The sequence below is a fragment of the Chitinophaga sp. MM2321 genome (genome assembly GCF_964033635.1).
Taxonomy (GTDB): domain Bacteria; phylum Bacteroidota; class Bacteroidia; order Chitinophagales; family Chitinophagaceae; genus Chitinophaga.
In genome coordinates this window covers 3,193,698-3,213,522 of the sequence record NZ_OZ035533.1, presented here as the reverse complement: position 1 = coordinate 3,213,522, position 19,825 = coordinate 3,193,698, and the positions used below count along the sequence as shown (strand labels likewise).

General features: G+C 46.5%; 11 protein-coding genes. 10 read left to right on the top strand and 1 reads right to left on the bottom strand.

From position 1 onward, the window contains the following. Positions 1-28: 28 nt before the first annotated feature. Positions 29-886 carry a hypothetical protein gene (locus ABQ275_RS12535; protein WP_349318655.1) on the bottom strand — a complete coding sequence of 286 codons (858 nt, stop codon included), beginning with the start codon at positions 884-886 and terminating at the stop codon, positions 29-31. 298 nt (positions 887-1,184) lie between these two features. On the opposite strand from ABQ275_RS12535, the gene ABQ275_RS12530 reads away from it, so the two are divergent. The 10 genes from ABQ275_RS12530 (at position 1,185) to ABQ275_RS12485 (ending at position 19,821) form a co-directional block, all read left to right on the top strand. Further along, entirely contained in the window at positions 1,185-1,787 is a 603-nt protein-coding gene (locus ABQ275_RS12530) for an RNA polymerase sigma-70 factor (protein ID WP_349318654.1), read from the top strand. Positions 1,788-1,842: 55 nt separating this feature from the next. Then, positions 1,843-2,943, top strand: a complete 1,101-nt coding sequence (locus ABQ275_RS12525) for a FecR domain-containing protein (RefSeq protein WP_349318653.1) — start codon at positions 1,843-1,845, stop codon at positions 2,941-2,943. Positions 2,944-3,253: 310 nt separating this feature from the next. Continuing rightward, complete coding sequence (locus ABQ275_RS12520) at positions 3,254-6,586, top strand: TonB-dependent receptor (RefSeq protein WP_349318652.1); 3,333 nt, start codon at positions 3,254-3,256, stop codon at positions 6,584-6,586. Positions 6,587-6,612: 26 nt separating this feature from the next. Next, a complete protein-coding gene (locus tag ABQ275_RS12515) occupies positions 6,613-8,397 on the top strand; it encodes a RagB/SusD family nutrient uptake outer membrane protein (protein ID WP_349318651.1) in 1,785 nt (594 codons plus the stop codon). 97 nt (positions 8,398-8,494) lie between these two features. Further along, positions 8,495-9,562: a glycoside hydrolase family 99-like domain-containing protein gene (locus ABQ275_RS12510; RefSeq protein ID WP_349318650.1), complete on the top strand. Its 1,068-nt coding sequence runs from the start codon at positions 8,495-8,497 to the stop codon at positions 9,560-9,562. A 24-nt stretch (positions 9,563-9,586) separates the two neighbouring features. Beyond that, a complete protein-coding gene (locus ABQ275_RS12505; RefSeq protein WP_349318649.1) occupies positions 9,587-11,527 on the top strand; it encodes a beta-L-arabinofuranosidase domain-containing protein in 1,941 nt (646 codons plus the stop codon). A gap of 44 nt (positions 11,528-11,571) precedes the next feature. After that, on the top strand, positions 11,572-12,330 hold the full coding sequence (locus ABQ275_RS12500; protein WP_349318648.1) for a PIG-L deacetylase family protein: 759 nt from the start codon (positions 11,572-11,574) through the stop codon (positions 12,328-12,330). Positions 12,331-12,355: 25 nt separating this feature from the next. Next, positions 12,356-14,920, top strand: a complete 2,565-nt coding sequence (locus ABQ275_RS12495; protein WP_349318647.1) for a phosphocholine-specific phospholipase C — start codon at positions 12,356-12,358, stop codon at positions 14,918-14,920. A 296-nt stretch (positions 14,921-15,216) separates the two neighbouring features. Continuing rightward, the gene (locus ABQ275_RS12490) at positions 15,217-18,288 is read left to right on the top strand and encodes a TonB-dependent receptor (protein WP_349318646.1); all 3,072 of its coding nucleotides are present in this window, start codon (positions 15,217-15,219) and stop codon (positions 18,286-18,288) included. Between the two features lie 18 nt (positions 18,289-18,306). Further along, positions 18,307-19,821 (top strand): RagB/SusD family nutrient uptake outer membrane protein, encoded by a 1,515-nt coding sequence (locus ABQ275_RS12485; RefSeq protein ID WP_349318645.1) that lies wholly within the window; start codon positions 18,307-18,309, stop codon positions 19,819-19,821. The last annotated feature ends 4 nt before the right edge of the window (positions 19,822-19,825 follow it).

The window sequence follows — 19,825 nt, the reverse complement described above, 5'->3', positions numbered from 1 at the left end:
CGCATAACCTGTTTTTTAAGCGTATGGGCTATTTAGTATAAAGAGGGGAACGTTTTATCAGGTATTCCATGGTATTCTTATAAGCGTCCCCGGTTTTCCAAAAGGCTTTTCTATTTTGGTTATATATAATCTCACTTTTGTCATTATATATTTTCATGTCCATCGTTGTTTCATAGTTTTGAATACTGGTGGAAGTAGTACTTCCGGAACCACTGCTTTTTTTATCATCAGAATTATCCTTTTGCTTGGTTTTATCACTATAGGTGGTATTTCCGTAATTGGTCTGCGTGGTGCGGTTTTGGGTAATCATTCCATCCACGATATATTCAACCCCCAGGAGTTCACATATTTCCGCCATTGTATAGTTGAGTATATTCGCTTTGGTAATCCCTGCTTTACTGAGCAGAACATTGGTGCCCCGGGGGCTAACAACAGTATATACGCCTGAATGTTTGCTTAACAGGGCATATAATTCATTTTGTATTTCGTCGCTCACTTCCTGCGCTGCATTTTGACCGTCCTTTACAAATGAAAATGGCAGAATAGCCACCTTGTTACGGCGTTCTTCAGCGTTCTGCTGAACAGTCACCGTGGTATTTGCAGGAGCGTTCTGTACAGTTGGTGGTACATTAATGGTCTCAATCCTGCCGCTGGCAAAAGTTATTTTCTGAATTTCTGACTTCTTTATGTTATAAACCAGTTTTTCCCCGGTATAAGTAAAGCGGATGGTGCTATCGTTAATTTCAATGACATCACCGTTGAGTTGGTCGCCATTTAGCTTTATTACAACATCATGCTTTTTGTCAGCTTGACCGGATGACGTAAAATAGCAGGTAACAGCCAAAAATAATAATAAGATAGGTTTAAATGGAAGGGGGTGTTGCATAGCTTACAGTCGATGTTTCACTGAAAATAAACAATTTTGAATTAAGCAGGATAATTGACATTTATATTTATGTAAATAATATATGAAGAGAAGATAGTGGTGTCCAAACTGAAATCCTTTCTATGGATGAAACCAATGTGTTACTTTCGAAATATTAGCAGCGTACGGAATACCATTATACTTTTATCTTAATGAATGTGCTTTCTCTGCTAAGGCGGTTGTCCGGGAAATAATTTGGATCTTTCTAAAATATTTATCCCTATATTGGGATCAGATTTTTTTGCCGATGATTGATCTTTTGCAAAGAATACAGCGTGACGACCAAACAGCATTCCAGCAACTATACGAGTCATTTTTTTATCAGTTGTACCAGTTTGCCTATAGTTATGTGCAATCAAAGGAAATTGCAGAAGAAGTAGTCCATGACGTTTTTTTAAGACTCTGGCAACAGCGGGAAACGCTGGAAACAATTGAGAACATCAGTGTATATCTCTATGTGTCCGTCAGAAATGCTGCCTGTAATTCTTTGCGAAAAAAGAAAACAGGATTGCTGATTCCTATCGACGAACTACCACAACAGCAATTGCAGCTTTCCATAAACCCTGAATCAGTGCTGATTAACCGGGAATTACAGGCCCGCATCCGGGAAGCGGTAGCGCAACTGCCAACGCGATGCAAGCTGGTCTTTAAGCTCATTAAGGAAGATGGCCTGAGCTACAAGGAAGTCGCTGCCATCCTTGATATATCTGTAAAAACAGTAGATACACAGCTTTACCTGGCCCTGAAAAAGCTCTCCTTTGCCCTCCATTCGGTATGGCAGGATTACACCGCCAAACCCACACCACCTTCTAAATCTTCTGCTGGTTCATCCCTCCCCAAAAAAAAGTTGTTCCAGCCTTAAGGAGTTTTACCAAAAAATGTTTCCTATATAGAACAGCTTAGGTTAAGTCACGATTATGGAAGCAGAAAAAACACTCCGCTTACTTGCAAAAGCAATGGGGAAAGCTATGTCGGACAGTGAAATGGCCGAATTAAAGGAATTGTTGTTACGGCACCCCGAACAGCAATCCTTCATAGAAATGTTGCATAACATTGAAGCGGTAAGACCAGCGGAGGAATCCGCAGCAGATAAGGAAAAGCTAATACAGGAGAATTGGTCAAAACTTCAGCATGAGTTGGTTGGAATGCAAACGACCGCTGAAGCAACAGCAGGCGGGGAGCGTATAAAACACATCCGGCAATCACGGGTACAATGGCTTCGTTATGCTGCCATCTGGACTGGTATAGCAGCGATAGCCGGCGGTTCCTTTTTATGGTGGAACTACGCAGCAAAGCAACATGCAGCGGGAACTGCTGTTGCCGTCCTGAAGCAGGTAAGCCTGCCACATGGCGCACCTGAAAAAACAATATTGCCAGACGGCTCAACAGTGTGGCTCAATGCCGGAAGTTCCATCCGTTATGCCAGCAATTTTATCCTCAACAAACGTGAAGTATTCCTCGACGGGGAAGCCTATTTTGATGTGAAACATGATGAAGCCCATCCTTTCCTGGTGCATGTAGGCAACGTTGTGATCAAGGTACTGGGTACGGAATTTAATGTGCAGGCCTATCCCCACGAAGGCCGCATAGAAACAACCCTGATAAAAGGAAAAGTACAGGTACAGATTGACGGAAAGCCGGATCACGAAATTACACTGACACCTAATGAAAAGCTGACTGTTATTAATAAAGTTTTCGTCAGGCCAAAGGCGCCCGAAGGACAGGAAGCACTGAGTTTCCAGGTTCAGGATGTGTCGCCGCGGAAGGATGCGCAAATCAGGGAAGTTGCCTGGCTGGATGATAAGCTGACTTTCCTCAACGAACCATTCGACGCTTTAGCCAAAAGAATGGAAAGACGTTATGGGGTCACCATCCAATTTACAGATACACTACTAAAAAATGAAAGCCTGAATGGCACATTTGAAAACGAAAATATAGGGAAGGCCTTAAATGTGCTACAGATGGCAACGCCTTTCCATTACCGGATACAGCACGACACTGTTTTCCTTAGCCAGTAATTTATTGATAAATAAAATTAGCGTATATCAACCAAACCAATACCGACATGAATACTTCCACGTTGAAGGGTGTATGTTCTTTTACAAGAATACATAGGCCATTCCATTTGCCACACCCGCTACCCGGGTAACGTAAAATAAAAAAGGGAAAAGCGTGCAGCTTTCCCCTTAGTCTGAAATGTATAAAGGAGCATGGGACGTTGACAGCATGCCTGCTCCAAATATTCAATCTCAAAGCAAAAATATGAAAAAAAAATTACAGTCATCCCTCTCACAGGGCGATGGATTGGTCCGTAAACTTGTACGATGTATGAAGCTAACCTTCCCGCTCGTCCTTCTATGCTGCCTTCAGATTTCCGCCAAAGTATATCCACAGGAAACTTTCACGCTAAAAATGGATAAAGTGGGGGTAGACCAGGTACTCACCAAAATACAGCGTCAGAGCAGTTATCGTTTCTTTTACAATGAAAAAAACCTGAAGCATCTTGCTCCTGTAAGTATCAGTGTAAAACAGGCTACCCTGGAGCAAGTCCTGGATAATGTGCTGGGAAGTTCCCTCTACTACAGGATTGTAGACAGTAACATGGTGGTGATTTCACCCCGTGACGACCTTTCCAGTCAGCATAAGATACAGGGCACGGTGCTGGATGAGAAAGGAACGCCGCTACCCGGTGTAACCGTTCAGGTGAAAGGTACCGCGCAGGGTATCACCACAGATGCCGACGGTAAATTTACCCTGTTGATTCCCGAAAACGCTGTACTGACTGTTTCTTTTATCGGCTACCAAACCCAGGAAATATCCCCGGGCAACCAGGCCAGTCTCCTCATCCGGTTAACAGCTTCCTCTTCAGGGCTGGATGAAGTAGTGGTTGTAGGTTATGGTACGCAGAAAAGAGAAAGTATTACAGGATCCATCGCTTCCGTGAAAGGGGAACAACTGAGTGTAGCGCCGGTAGCTAGTGTGGCGAACAGTCTCGCGGGCCGCCTGCCAGGGCTGGTATCATTGCAGTCAAGCGGACAACCAGGCTTTGATGCGGCCAAGCTGAGTATCCGTGGCTTTGGAGATGCACTTATAATTGTTGACGGTGTGGAAGCCGATTTTAATACCCTTGATCCTAACCAGATTGCATCTATTTCTATTCTGAAAGACGGCGCAGCATCCATCTATGGCTCGCGTGCAGGCAACGGTGTAATATTAATCACGACAAAAAGAGGCCAGCTCGGCAAGCCTGTCATCACGCTGAACAGCTCCTACAGCATGCAGGGCATTACCATGATGCCCAAGCCTGTGAATGCCGGCCAGCAGGCGGAACTGGCCAGGGAAGCCTATATCCAGTCCGGGCAACCCGAAGCCAATGCTCCTTATACGCCCGAACAGATACAAAAGTATTATGCAGGAACAGATCCGCAATACCCCAATACCAACTGGTATGATGAACTGATCCGCGATTGGGCGCCGATGTGGCAGCATAATATTGCTGTAAGGGGAGGTTCTGAAAAGATAAAATACTATGGATTTTTTGGTTATGAAGACCAGGGAACGCTTTGGAAAAAAAGCGGTAGCAATTACAATCGCTATAACCTGATGTCGAATGTTGATGCAAAAATTTCGGATAATTTCTCTTTACAACTTGACCTGTATTCGTCTGTTGGAAAACGGAAATATCCCCCGCGCCTGGCCAGTACAAGCGCAACAAAAACGGCCGCCTGGGAAGACTTCTGGCGTACTTTACCTACTTATCCCGCTGCATTGCCTGATCCGGACAAAAACTCCTTTGCCGACGGCGGTGGAACCGGTGGTGCTCAAATGACCACCAACATGGATATTGCAGGATATGCTAAATCTGTATCACAGGACCTCAGGGGCACCATGGCCCTCACATACCAGTCGCACGCTGTTGAAGGGCTCTCTGCAAAAATATTTATGAACTATGCCCAGAATTATACCACTGGAACAGTTTTCGAGAAGCCATATAAATACTTTACCTACGATTACAGTACACAAACTTATACGCAGGCGGGTTCCTATAATGCGCGTGCAAACATGACGGTTACGGATACAAAGAGCAGAACCATTACCGGTCAGATGTCGCTGAACTATGATAAAACAATTGCAACTGACCACCATCTGCGTGTGCTGGCGCTTTATGAAGTGATCGATTATTACAACGATTATCTGTCTGCAAGGCGGCAGGATTTCATGACCGACGCTATCGATCAGTTGTATGCCGGAAGTTTGAGCGGCATGAGCAACAACGGTTCCGCTTCCGAAATGGGAAGGGCCAGTTATGTAGGACGACTGAATTATTCTTATAAAGATAAATATCTGCTGGAATCTTCTATCAGGGCAGATGCTTCTGCCAAGTTTCCTGCTAGCGAAAGATGGGGATATTTCCCCAGCATTTCCCTTGGCTGGCGGCTAACGGAAGAAAACTTTATGAAGCGCCTCAGAAATCTTGATGAGCTGAAACTGCGGGCCAGTTACGGAACCTCCGGCGATGACGGCGTAGGTAATTTCCAGTACCTGACAGGCTATCAGATAGCCTCTAATGGTGTAACCGGATTGTCTTACCTGTTTGGTAACAGCGGGTCTGTACCGGCTTTAATATCAAAGGGGCTGGCTAATCCAAACCTCACCTGGGAAAAGATCAAGATATACAATGCCGGTTTTGAATTTTCTCTCTGGAAAGGCAAACTGTATGGAACAGGAGATGTGTTTTATCGCGAAGAAACCGGGATTCCGGCTACTGCTATCACCACCCTGCCAGCCAGCTTCGGGGCTACATTGCCTCCACAAAATCTCAATAGTTTAAACAACAGGGGCTTTGAACTGGAACTGGGTACCACCGGCCGTCTTAACGACCTGGTATGGAATGTAAGCGGCAATATTTCATGGTCAAGGTCGAAGTGGATGCACTACGAAGAACCTGATTATAATAATGACCCGCAACAGAAAAGAATCAATCAGAAATCCGGTCGCTGGACCGATGAAGTATTCGGTTATCTGTCTGATGGCCTGTTCACCAGTCAGAAGGAGATCGACGACCTGGGATTCAACCAGGATGGTAATACGGCCGCTCCAAATTCATCCCTGCGCCCCGGCGATCTCCGGTATAAAGATATGGTCCCCGATTCAATACTTAACTGGCAGGACCAGTGGCTGATCGGTAAAGGCGCTACGCCTCACTGGATGTTTGGCTTTAGTACAAATTTAAAATATAAGGACTTCGATCTTTCCGCCCTCTTCCAGGGAGCATTTGGTTACTATAAAGACGTTAATGTGTCTCTTGGTAGCGTGTACACAACTGTTTTATATAATGAAAGATGGACAGAAGAGAATAATAATGGGAATGCATTAGTACCCAGACTGGGGGGTAAAGGAGCCGGCTTTTCAGATTACCGCTATAAAAAAGCGGGATACCTGCGGCTGAAAACTTTGTCCCTGGGCTATAACCTTCCGCAAAGATGGGCGCAGGCAGTAAAACTGGTCCAGGCCCGGTTGTATGTGGCAGGCACCAACCTGGTGACTTTCGATAAGCTGAAAAAATACGGACTTGATCCGGAAGCACCATCGGGGATGAACGGCACTTTCTATTACCCGCAACAGCGGACCATCAGTATTGGTGCTAATGTTTCATTCTAAATTATTTCAACGATAAAAGAATATTCATGAGAAAGATAATCTCAATCCTTATAATCACGCTGGTGGCTGCTACATCCTGTACCAGGGAAGTATTGGACAAAGCCCCGCTGGACATCATTACAGATAAAGTGGTATGGAATGACCAGGCGCTGATAGAAGCATATCTTACGAACGCTTATATGGGGATGTTCGTTTTTGATAATGATAACGATCACCACATTTCCAGTTCGGGCAACCACTTTACGATGCTGATGTTAAATTGCGTAAGCGATGAATGCATCTCCAATCATACGTGGGCGGGTAATGCCAATGCATTCAAACAGGGCGGCATAAGAAGTTCCGGTGGTATGCTGGAATGGTGGGAGTCTGCCTATTCCACCATACGTGTGTTGAATGAATTTATACAGCGCGTGCCTGAATCACCGGTAGATGATGCGTTCAAAAAAGGCAGGGTGGCGGAAGCCCGGTTTCTCAGGGCATTTGCCTATTTCGCGATGGTAAAACGTTACGGCGGTGTTCCGCTCATCCTGGTACCTCAACAGATCACTGATCCTCATGAAAGCCTGTATCCGAAGCGCGCAAAAGAGCAGGAGATTTATGACTTCATCCTGTCTGAATGTGATGCTATCCAGGCCGACCTGCCGCCTTCCCGTCCTGCTACGGAAGTGGGAAGACCTTCCCAGTTTGCGGTATGGGCATTGAAAAGCAGGGCTGCCCTCTATGCTGCCAGCATTGCAAAATTCGGAACCGTACAGATAGAAGGCGTAGTGGGTATTGATGCAGGTAAAACGAATGCATATTACCAGCTTGCTTACGATGCTGCAGACAAGATCATCAAGAGCGGACTATTCAAACTGTACGATAAAAACCCGGATAAGATAGCCAACTTCAAAGACGTTTTCCTGGATGAAAATGATAACCCGGAAAGGATCTTTGTAAGACCACATGATCAGATCAGTTGCGATCAGGGCGGCGGCGGCTGGACATACGACTTTATGCAATGTCCTACTCCCAATGCATGGGCACAGGGAAACAACGACGGCCCTTACCTGGAAACAGCCGAAGCATTCGAGAAAGCAGATGGCACGCCGGGTACACTGGACCGCACTTTGCTTCAAAGCAAACTATGGACAACAGATGAGCTGTGGGCCAACAAAGATCCCCGCTTTTATGCAAGCATATATACTTTGAATACTGCCTGGCAAGGCATCATCCTGGATTGCCATAACGGCATCGTAAAGCCGGACGGAAGCATCACTACTGATTCCTATAACGGCGTGCTGGGTAAAGGACCTTCTACGATGAAGACCGGCTTTGGCGTGCTGAAATATCTTGACGAGAAACATAACAACCTCGGTGATTTCACCACTTCTCAACAGGACTGGATCATATTCCGTTATGGAGAAGTACTGCTCAACTACGCAGAGGCGGCATTCAATCTTGGAAAGTCGAATGATGCGTTGGATGCGGTAAATCAGGTGAGGCTGAGAGCAGGAATAAAAAAGCTGGATGCGATAGACCGCGACAAGATCCGGCATGAAAGACAGGTGGAACTCGCCTTCGAAGGTCACCGTTACTGGGATCTCCGGAGATGGAGGGTGGCAAAGTCTGTACTTACTGTTAACCGTACAGGTCTGCGATATATCCACGATGCTAATACCGGCAAGTACAAAATAACCGTCATTCCTAAAATGGATGGGTCTACCAGTGATCCACGTTTTTATGATGCCAACTATTATTTCCCGATAACGCCCGGCCGGATAGGAATAGATCCAAACCTTGTTGAAAACCCGGGCTACCAGGGCCTTTAAAATGAATGATCAAAGCAATGCCCTATCCGGGCATTGCAAACTATCACTGCATAGCTGAACGGTTTTGCTGCTTCAGTATGTATTTAAATCTATTACGATGATCAGATATTTTCTCCTGGGGGCCTTGATACTGTTGAGTTGTAAAAAGGATCTCGCTCAGGGTAAATCCGTTAATCATATGAAGGGGCCGGCTATAAACCTCGGCGCCTATTATTTTGACGGTTGGACCGAAGGGTCACATCATATCACACCATTGCTGAAGAATGGGTTCCCCGAGCGGGAACCCATATGGGGCTGGGTAACCAGCACACCCGATATTATGAAAAAACAGATTGATGCCGCTGCAGATGCAGGCATTCAATTCTTCAGCTTCGATTGGTATTACAGGGAAGGGTTAAGTAATATACCCCTGAACAATGCCCTGAGCTTATATCTGGACGCGCCAAACAAGCAGCGGCTAAAGTTTTGCCTGATGGTAGCCAATCATAAACCTTATCTAACCACACCTCAAAGCTGGAAAACCCTTACAGGACAATGGATCAAACTTTTCAAGGACCCTACCTATCTGAAAGTGAATGAAAAACCCTTGCTGATCTTCTTCAGTGTTTCTTCGCTCGTAACGGAATTTGGTGATGCGGCGGCAGTGCACAAGGCGCTGGATTCGCTCAGGCATGTTGCAGTAGCGGAAGGGCTGAAAGGGGGAACGATGGCGGTTTGCGTAGGGCCCTCAGAAGTACGTGACGCAGAAGCCTGCGGGTTTGATATACTCACCGGTTACAATTATCATGTAGTAGGCTTTACGCCGGGTCAGGCAGAAAATCCCATTCAACAAATGCTCGCCGGCGATCGTAGCATATGGGAAAAGATCAGTGGTACTACCTCCTTACCCTATATCCCCGTGGCCACTTTAAACTGGGACCCGCGCCCCTGGAGAAAAACAGATGAAGTGGTGCAACGCTTCACCGGCTACTCACAGCAGTCCGTTTACAATGATATCACTGCGCTGCAGGAATGGATAGCACAGCATCCCGGGCAAACACCAAAAGAACGCATCGCCTTATTGTATGCCTGGAATGAAAATGGGGAAGGGGGGTGGCTCACGCCTTCAAAGATCCTGGGAGATAGTCTTTTACAGGGAATAAGAAAAGCGATTATAAAAAAATAAAAAAATATTTTACCTTATTGTACCATGAGTGTTAATCGAACAAGTCAATGCAGTGAACTTTCAAGAAGAAGCTTTATCCGGAACAGCGGCGTGGTTGCCGCCGGCTTACTGTTTGCATCCCGCCAGGCGCTGGGAGGCGCTTCTTTTCTTTCTTCTGATACAGGCAGCGGCATGCGGGATTATTTGCAGCCATCGGAAAGTGCTGTCATGAAAGGATTTATTGGCAGAAAGCTGGACCTGTCTTATCAGAACAGGATCCTCGCCCAGGATGTAAATACCCTGGTAACACCTTTCAGACATCGGACAGAAACACGTTTATGGCAAACAGAATTCTGGGGGAAATGGTTCACTTCGGCCGTGCTGGCTTATAAGTACCGCCCGGAGCCTGCCCTGAAAAAGGTATTGCAAACTGCCGTGAAAGACCTGATAGCTACGCAAACACCAGATGGCTACATCGGGAATTATAAGCCGGAAAACCGCCTGGAACAATGGGATATATGGGGCCGGAAATATTGCCTGCTTGGCCTGCTGGACTATCACGATCTTACCGGTGATACCAATAGTCTCCGGGCCGCTCGCAAATTGACCGATCACCTGATCCGGGAGATCAATGAGAAAGACGGTATTATCGTGAATAAAGGAAACTACCGGGGCATGGCAGCATCCTCCATCCTGGAGGGCATTGTGCGCTTGTATAGTCTTACCGGGGATAAAAAATATCTCGCATTTGCAGAAAAGATCGTGGCGCAATGGGAAACACCTGGCGGTCCGATGCTGATCAGCAAAGCGGGTGTAAATGTAAGCGAACGTTTTCCCAAACCGGAATCCTGGTATAGCTGGGATCAGGGACAGAAAGCATACGAGATGATGTCGTGTTACGAAGGGCTGATCGAATTATACCGGGTTACCGGAAAGAAAGAACATCTGAAAGCAGCAGAAGATACCTGGAACAATATCCGCGATACCGAGATCAATATCGCCGGTTCAGGTGCTTCTTATGAAATGTGGTTCGGCGGGAAAAAACTACAAACCTCTCCCGTGGTTCATTACCAGGAAACCTGTGTTACGGTGACCTGGATAAAATTCAGTCAGCAATTGTTACGCCTTACCGGCAACGTAAAATATGCGCACGCCATCGAGGAAGCCTATTACAATGCCTTAATGGGCGCGTTGAATGCTGATGGCTCGGATTGGGCGAAATACACACCATTGAACGGTGAGCGGCTGCCGGGAAGCGGGCAATGCGGCATGGAGCTGAATTGCTGCGTTGCAAGTGGTCCGCGCGGTCAGTTTACGCTGCCACTCACCACTGTCATGTCGATGAAAGAAGGATTGTCGGTCAACTTTTTTGTGGAAGGATCTTACGTGTTGAAAACGCCTTCAGGGAAAAAAGTAACCCTGTTGCAGCAAACAGATTATCCTGTTTCAGGAAAGATCAATCTCAGCATGGCCATGGATGCACCGGAAGAAATGATGATACGCATCAGGATTCCTGCATGGAGCAGGCAAACGACGCTGAAGATAAATGACGAAACTATCCCGGTTACACCCGGAGAATATGCAACATTGAAAAAAGTATGGACGGCGAAAGATGTTATTTCTCTCCAACTCGACATGCGTGGCCGGGTAATTACACAAGGCACCGATCATCAATATGCGGCCATACTGAGAGGCCCTGTTGTGCTGGCCCGCGATACGCGGCTGCCGGGCCCGGACCTTGGCACTACGAACACGCCGGCAAAGGATAAAGAAGGATACATTACGCTTACACCGGCATCAGCATCTACGGATAATATTTGGCTGCAATACCAGGCAGCCTTTTTCCCGGAATTTTATAAGGATGCTACGGAAGCACCCAAGCCTGCGCAGATTACGTTATGTGATTATGCCTCCGCAGGAAATGGGAAGGTGCCTGCTACTTTCCAGGTATGGATGCCGCAATTGTATGATCCAAGAAAGCATTGAAAAGATCGTGATGAATATATTCATTTAAAAAATCAGACTAAAGTATGTCAGCAAACAATCGTCGCACATTTATAAAAAATACAATAGCGGGTGCAGGCTTTTTATCCCTTCCATCCCTGTTGCAGGCACAAGCCGGTGCGAAAATAAATCAACGGAAAATTGTTTGCGTAGGCGGGCATCCGGATGACCCTGAAACCGGTTGTGGCGGTACCCTGGCAAGACTTGCCAATGCTGGTCATGACATAACAATCATTTATTTAACACAGGGAGAAGGTGGTATCCGCGGCAGTTCACATGCCGAAGCTGCTGCTGTGAGGAAACAGGAAGCTATCAATGCATGTCGTGTGCTGAAAGCCAGGCCGGTGTTTGCAGGACAAACAGATGGGGAAACAATCGTCAATAACGAATGGATAAATAAAATACAGGCATTGCTCGAAGCGGAGCAGCCGGATATCGTATTCGCGCATTGGCCTGTGGATACACATCCGGATCACCAGGCGGCCAGCCTGTTGACAATACAGGCATGGAGGAAGATGCAGCAAAAATTCTCGCTCTATTTTTTCGAAGTGCTGACCGGCGATCAGACAATGATTTTTCATCCTACCGACTATGTGGATATCAGCGACACGCAGGAACAAAAAAGAAAAGCAGTGTACTGTCACACCAGTCAGCATCCTGATAAAATATATAGCCGCGGGCATGCTGCTATGGAAATATTCAGAGGACAGGAATTAGGTGTAAAAGCAGGAGAGGCTTTTGTCAGGATGAACGGAAAGCAACAAGGTGGTTTAATTATTTCCTGAAGAAATAAACATTAACTTAAGAATTATGGATTCAAGAAGAGATTTTCTAAAAAAGAGTATGCTGCTGTCGGGTGCAGCGGGTATCTCCGGTATATTACCGGCTTCTATCCAACGGGCGCTGGCCATTAACCCACAACCGGGCAGCACTTTCATGGATGCGGAGCATGTAGTGGTCCTCATGCAGGAAAACCGTTCTTTTGATCACTGCTTCGGCACGTTGCAGGGCGTACGTGGATTCAACGATCCACGGGCCATTACCTTACCCAATAAAAACCTGGTATGGCTGCAAACCAATGCTGCCGGCGAAACATATACCCCCTTCAGATTTGATATGAAGGATACCAAAGCTACCTGGATGGGATCTACGCCTCATTCCCGGTCAAGCCAGGTAGATGCTTTTAATCTGGGTAAATACGACCAGTGGCTGATAGCCAAACAGCCTTATGATAAAAAATATGCGAATATTCCGATGACCCTCGGACATTATACCCGCGAAGATATTCCTTTCAATTATGCGCTGGCAGATGCATTTACCATATGCGACCAAAACTTCTGCTCTGCTATGACCAGCACTAATCCCAACCGGTTATTTTTCTGGACCGGTACCATCAGGGAAAAGCCGGATCAGGGGGGAAGAACTTTTATCCGGAACCTGGGGAACTGGCGGATAGCCAATCTGACATACGATACATTTCCCGAACGTCTTGCAAAAAATAACATCTCCTGGAAATTTTATCAAAACGATATCGACACAGGCGGCGGATTTACTGGTGAAGAAAGAGCCTGGCTGGCCAACTTCGGCTGTAATCCTTTGGAATGGTTTGCCAGCTACGCAGTAAAGTTTTCTCCCCGTTATATCCAGGCATTGCAAAAACAAACAGCAACACTTCCCGGTGAGATCAAAGAGCTGGAAGCAAAGCTTGCTTCTCTGTCGCAGGGAAGCGATGCTTATCAAAAGACGAAGACGGCCATCGCAAAAAAACAGGAAGTACTGGCCACCGCGCAAAAAGACCTGGTTACATTTACACCGGAGAATTTTGAAAAATTATCACAGGCAGAAAAAGACCTGTACAATAATGCATTTACAACAAACGCCGGCGACCCGCATTTTCATGAGATCACTACGCTTGATTATACAGATGGCGATACTAAACGGCAGACTTTTGTTCCTAAAGGAGACGTGTTGCATCAGTTCCGGGAGGATGTAGATAACGGCAAACTACCTACGGTATCATGGTTGGCAGGGGCACAGAATTTTTCGGATCATCCCAGTGCGCCCTGGTATGGCCAGTTGTATGTATCGGAAGTATTGGATATTCTTACCAAAAATCCGGAAGTATGGAAAAAAACAATCGTTATCCTCACCTACGATGAGAATGATGGTTATTTCGATCATGTGCCACCGTTTGTAGCGCCTGATCCCCTTAACGCGGACTCCGGAAAATGTTCGGATGGGATAGATACTACCGTGGAATACATTACACTGGAACAGGAACTGGCGGAAGAAATACCAAAAAGGGAAGCCCGCGGTGGTCCCATAGGATTAGGCTTCCGTGTGCCGCTCATTGTGGCCTCACCATGGACGAGAGGGGGCAATGTATGTTCCGAAGTATATGATCATACCTCCACCTTACAGTTCCTGGAAAAATTCCTGAACAAAAAATTTGGCAAAGATATACGTGAAGAAAATATCAGCACATGGCGCCGGACAATAACCGGTGATCTGACGGCTGTGTTCAAGCCGTATAACGGGGCGAAGATTGACACACTTCCCTTTCTGAAAAAAGATCCTTTTATTGAAAAAATCAATAGCGCAAAATTCAAGAAAGATCCGGATGATTTTAAATCTCTGACCCGGGAGGAAATAGCAGAGATCAATCATGCTCCGGCTTCTTCAAAGGCTATGCCCCGGCAGGAATCCGGTATCCGGCCTGCTTGTCCGTCACCCTATCAGTTGTATGTCGACAGCAAACTCAGTGCAGATAAAAAAAGTATTGCACTGGTGTTCCGGGCAGGCAATGAAATTTTCGGAGCGCAGGCCGCAGGGGCGCCCTTTAATGTACATTTCCCTGGCAAATACCTGCAAAAATCCGGAAGCGGCGAAGAAGCTTTTGAAGCTGCCGGAAGCCGCTCCTACGCAGTGCGGGCAGGCGATAATATCAGCGATGCGTGGCCGGTAGCCTCCTTTGAAAACGGTATTTATCACCTGCGCACATATGGCCCCAATGGCTTCTTCCGTGAAGTGAAAGGCAATACAGCAGATCCGGTAGTTACCATTGCCTGCGAGTACGAACGGGCCAGGAGCCTGGGAAAAAAGCTGACAGGTAACCTGACATTAACACTCAGCAGCCATCATACGGGCAATTATACAGTGGAAATAAAAGATAACGCATATCAGCATAAAACTATCCGGAAAGTGCTTTCCGGGAACCAATCGTCCAGTATTGTACTGGATCTTGGCAAAAATCACGGATGGTACGATTTCAGTATTCTGATAGATGGCTTCACCCATTTTGAGCGGCGATTTGGAGGGCATGTGGAAACAGGTCGCGACAGCTTTACAGACCCGGCTATGGGACGAGTGGTATAGCCGTATAATTTTCCTGCCCGGGAATTTTCCCGGGCAGGATGTTGATATTTCGCGTGTCTCGTCCTGAAAGAATCTCCAGCCATTGTGCATCCTGGCAATAATCTGTATAACATCATAACATCATTCCCACTCATACATTTTCCTCTTCTTTTCTTGTAGCCCCAATCCACTTACCCATACCGCATAGCGCCTCATCATCTCAGCATTATAAACGAATAAAATAGCACCAAAACCGCCTTACCTTGTAAGTTACATTTGTCTATATTATTCTACGTTTTTAAAAACCAAAATGCTGTATGAAAAATTTCATTGCATGCTGTATTATGCTCCTTACTTTATTCCTCCATGCCTTCGTTGCCAATGCGCAACAGAAAAAGATTACAGGAAGCGTGTACGATGATCAGGCAAACCCCCTTGCCGGCGCTTCTGTTGCGCTGAAGGATACAAAAGTTGCCACTATTAGTGATGCAAATGGTAAGTTTACCCTGAATGCGCCACCAGAAGCCCATACGCTCGTTATCACTTATCTTGGAATGTTGAAGAAAGAAATAGCTCTTGGTAGCCAGACTTCCTTCTCTATCAATTTACAACCATCTCCGGGTAACCTGAATAATGTGGTGGTGATAGGATATGGTACGGTGAAGAAAAGTGACCTGACCGGTTCTGTGGCTACTATCAAAGGCAGTGACCTGAACAGGACCACTGCTTCTTCAGTAGATCAGTTGCTGCAAGGCAAAATTGCCGGGGTACAGGTAACCACTTCCGGCGGACAACCCGGCGCAGGCGCCACCATCCGCATCCGCGGTGCCAGCTCTCTCAACGGCTCCAAAGATCCGTTGCTCGTAGTAGATGGCTATCCCTGGGGAGATGCCGGTAACCTGAAACAAATCAACCCGGATGATATTGAATCTATTGAAGTGTTGAAAGATGCTTCCTCTGCTGCCATTTATGGCTCCCGCGGCGCCAACGGCGTAATTGTGATCACTACCCGCAAAGGAAAAAAAGGGCAGGCCAGGATCACTTTCAGTACCCTGCAAACCGTTTCTTTCCGGGCCAACAAACCCGATATCTGGCGCGATCCGGTAGAAGATGCTACCTATGCGAATGAAGCTGCCATCACCGGCGGCGCTATCGCCACCGATGTACCTTATATCGGCATCTCCCGCCCGGTAGGCAACGGAATGGTGTATTTTCCTTCTATTGCAGAATTACGCGGACTGGACCCCAACAAACCTAAGTGGCCGTTTAATACCGATTGGGTAAACGAAGTTTACCGCAACCCGCTGTCGCAAAATTATACGCTGACTGCCGATGGCGGTAATGAAAAAACCAGGTATGCGATCTCCGGAAATTATTATGATGAACAAGGAATGGTGATAAAAAACGGGTATAAAAAATATACTTCCCGGCTTAACCTGGAACAACAATTAAGTAAGGCCATTACTGCCGGTACCAATGTAATACTGGCCTATACGAACAACCAGGGACAACAGCTCGGCGTAGGCCGCTCCCGGATCTTCCCGGTATATGATTCTACCGGCAGCTTCTTCCGGACCAGCAACACCGATTTTGGAAATCCGGTGGCATTGGCCAACCAGCTGCTGAATAAATCCAAAACAACAGATATCCTCGGTAATATTTATCTCAATATAAAAATCCTGCCCTGGCTGCAATTTCATACCCAGCTGAATTCTAAATTCGGTAACAGTGTACAGGACCTGTATGATCCGAAAAACAGCACGCAGCGCGCCCTGGATAATAAAGGCAGCTACGGTGCTATCGCCAATGCAAATTATACGGACCTGCTTACAGAAAATTATTTCACAGCCACCAAAGATTTTGGCAAAGATCACCGCGCTTCACTGGTAGCCGGTTATTCTTTTCAGAAATCTGAAAACCGCTTCAGTAACCTGACCGGTCAGAATTTTGTGAACGATGTGCTTACCAATGAAAACCTCGCTACTGCAGGTACCATGCTCATCTCAAACGATCTGCAACGGTTTAATTTATCCTCCTGGTATGGCCGTGGTAACTACGCCTACAAAGACCGTTACCTCCTTACTATCACTGCACGTGCAGATGGTTCCACCAAGTTTGGATCGGATAATAAATGGGCATTCTTCCCCTCCGGTGCATTGGCCTGGAAAGCAGGTGAAGAAGATTTTATCCGCAACCTCGGATTATTTTCTGAACTGAAATTCCGTGGTAGCTATGGTTATACCGGTAACCAGGGTATCAGTCCATATCAGACACTGGATCGCTATGGTTCCAATAAATACTATACGGGGTCTGTTTTTGAAACCGGTTTTGGTCCTGGTTTGGCAGGCGCCAATGATGAACAGGGCAGAACCATTGTAGCTGGCTTGGGTAACAATGCACTGAAATGGGAAACCACCAAATCCCTCGACGTGGGTGTGGATATAGGCTTCTTTAACCAACGGCTTACTTTTACGGCAGATTATTATATCAAACACACCAATAACCTGCTACGCCTGAAAACCATTGCGCCAAGTGCCGGTTACGACCGCCAGTGGATCAACGATGGAGAGATTGAAAACCGCGGGATAGAACTGGGACTGAATGCCAATATCATCAACTCCCGCGATCTGAACTGGAGCGTAGGTGGACTCTTCACCAAGAACCGCAACAAAGTACTGTCGATGGGTGAAAGTAACCAGGTGATGATAGGTACTTTATATGAATCTGTAAGACAACAGATCAGTACCTATACTGTTGATCAGCCTATGTTTGCATTCTATGGTTATAAAACAGATGGTATCATACAAACACTGGATGAAGGTATTAAAACAGGGCTGACTGGCGTAGATGCACAACCCGGCGAAATTAAATACCTCGATATTTCAGGGCCGGCTGGTGAGCCCGATGGTATCATCGATTCATACGACCGTACCATCATCGGTAATCCAAATCCTGATTTCTTCTACAGTTTTAATACAAACCTGAAATACAAACAATTTGATTTGTCACTCCAGCTATATGGTGTACAGGGTGGTGATGTATGGGATTTTCAGAAAATGACGCCCAGCCGGCAACTGCAACGCTGGACACCTGATAACCCCAGTAACGAATATCCACGGGCCAATGCTACCCGCGGTTACCGTGCTTCTGATTTTTACATGACAGACGGCTCTTTCCTGCGCATTCAGAATGTAACCATTGGTTACAACCTGAGCCCGGAAACAATAAAATATATCAAAAGCCTGCGCCTCTATTTGTCGGCCAACAACCTGTACACATTCACCGGATTCAATAAAGGCTTTGATCCGGAAGTGGGGGAAAGCGGTATTAATAACGGTGCTTATCCACGGCCCCGCGCAGTGTCTCTCGGTTTAAACGTTATTTTTTAATCCGCCAAAAAAACAGTCATGATATTCAGAAAATATACATTAACAGCACTGATCAGTATAGCCCTGTGCAGTGGTTGTTCTAAAATGGAGGAACAGCCATACGGTATGATCAACTCCAAAACTTTTTATAAAACAGCAGATGATGCCCGGTCGGCTATTATCTATGCTTACGCTATATTACCGGAAGTAGGATATTATTCAAGAGGATATTACATCGTTACAGAACTGCCTACTGAAATCCTTTCTCAGAAAGGCGATGCGGGCGTAGGTAACCTGGAACTGGATGAATGGAGAACTACTTCCACCAACTCAGACCTGGATAATATCTGGACCTATATGTACCGCGGTGTAGCCCGTGCAAATGCCGTTATCAGCAATGTGCCTGGCATTCCCGGTATGGACGAAACGGAACGCAATCAGATCACCGGTGAAGCCCATTTTTTAAGGGCCCTGCATTTCTTCAACCTGGTACGTATGTTTGGTAAAGTACCACTGCGGACTACCACCATTGAAAACGCTTCGCAGATACCTATAGCATTGTCTTCCATCAGTGATGTGTATGACCAGGTTATCAGCGACCTGAAAGCAGCGGAAGGACTTATTACCAAAGAACGGATCAGCGAAGGTCGTGCTAACAAGCCTGCTGTACAGGGTTTGCTGGCAAAGGTATACCTATACCTGGCTTCAGCGAAAGTATCCGGCGCACCCGGTTATGAATTTGTTGCCAATGCAGATGAAATGTATACACAGGCGAAATTGTACGCCGGTAAAGTGATCAACGAACAAACCACGTTTAATTTTACAAACAGTCTTCCGGATATTTATAACATTGATATCTACAAGAAAGCGGCTGTTACAGAACACATCTTTGATGCCGCAGTAGATCGTAGCGGCGACCGCGAAGGCAGCTTCTCCAAATTGCCGAATATGTTCCTGCCGGCAGACCGGCCTATGACTATTTTGTATGATGCCCTGGACCCCGCCAGTGCGCCTACCAATATAGGTCAGGGTTGGGGACACTTCCGCACCGAAGCCGGATTTTATGCCAACTTTGCCAATGCCGATAAACGCAAATCGCAGCTCATCGTATCGCAGTATACCAATGGTGGCAATACTTATCAGCTGGACATCAACAGCAGCTCCCGTCCTTTTTCGCGTAAGTTTATTGATCCTGCCCGCATCGGTGATGCGTCCAGCGCCAATTCACCGATCATCCGGTATTCCGATATCCTGCTGGTGCTGGCTGAAGCCAGCGGCCCGACAACGGATGGTTATGCCGCTGTGAATAAGGTGCGCAACAGGGCCGGTATCGGTGACCTGAATCCCTCATTGGGTGTGCAGGCTTTCCGCGATGCCGTGATCAAAGAACGCTGCCTGGAAATGGCCTTTGAAGGCGATCGTTTGTTTGATCTGCGGAGAACCAACAGCATAGAAAAAGTGCTGGTGCAGCAATATGGTAAAACCATTACCAGCGGTGCTTATTTTTTCCCGATTCCGCAACGCGAAATAGATACCAATCCCTTAATGCAATAAATAA

Bases quoted from the DNA above. Each gene is read 5' to 3' on its own strand.
- ABQ275_RS12485 (WP_349318645.1), top strand. From the start codon at position 18,307: ATGATATTCAGAAAATATACATTAACAGCACTGATCAGTATAGCCCTG.
- ABQ275_RS12510 (WP_349318650.1), top strand. From the start codon at position 8,495: ATGATCAGATATTTTCTCCTGGGGGCCTTGATACTGTTGAGTTGTAAA.
- ABQ275_RS12515 (WP_349318651.1), top strand. From the start codon at position 6,613: ATGAGAAAGATAATCTCAATCCTTATAATCACGCTGGTGGCTGCTACA.
- ABQ275_RS12520 (WP_349318652.1), top strand. From the start codon at position 3,254: ATGAAGCTAACCTTCCCGCTCGTCCTTCTATGCTGCCTTCAGATTTCC.
- ABQ275_RS12505 (WP_349318649.1), top strand. From the start codon at position 9,587: ATGAGTGTTAATCGAACAAGTCAATGCAGTGAACTTTCAAGAAGAAGC.
- ABQ275_RS12525 (WP_349318653.1), top strand. From the start codon at position 1,843: ATGGAAGCAGAAAAAACACTCCGCTTACTTGCAAAAGCAATGGGGAAA.
- ABQ275_RS12490 (WP_349318646.1), top strand. From the start codon at position 15,217: ATGAAAAATTTCATTGCATGCTGTATTATGCTCCTTACTTTATTCCTC.
- ABQ275_RS12535 (WP_349318655.1), bottom strand. From the start codon at position 886: ATGCAACACCCCCTTCCATTTAAACCTATCTTATTATTATTTTTGGCT.
- ABQ275_RS12500 (WP_349318648.1), top strand. From the start codon at position 11,572: ATGTCAGCAAACAATCGTCGCACATTTATAAAAAATACAATAGCGGGT.
- ABQ275_RS12495 (WP_349318647.1), top strand. From the start codon at position 12,356: ATGGATTCAAGAAGAGATTTTCTAAAAAAGAGTATGCTGCTGTCGGGT.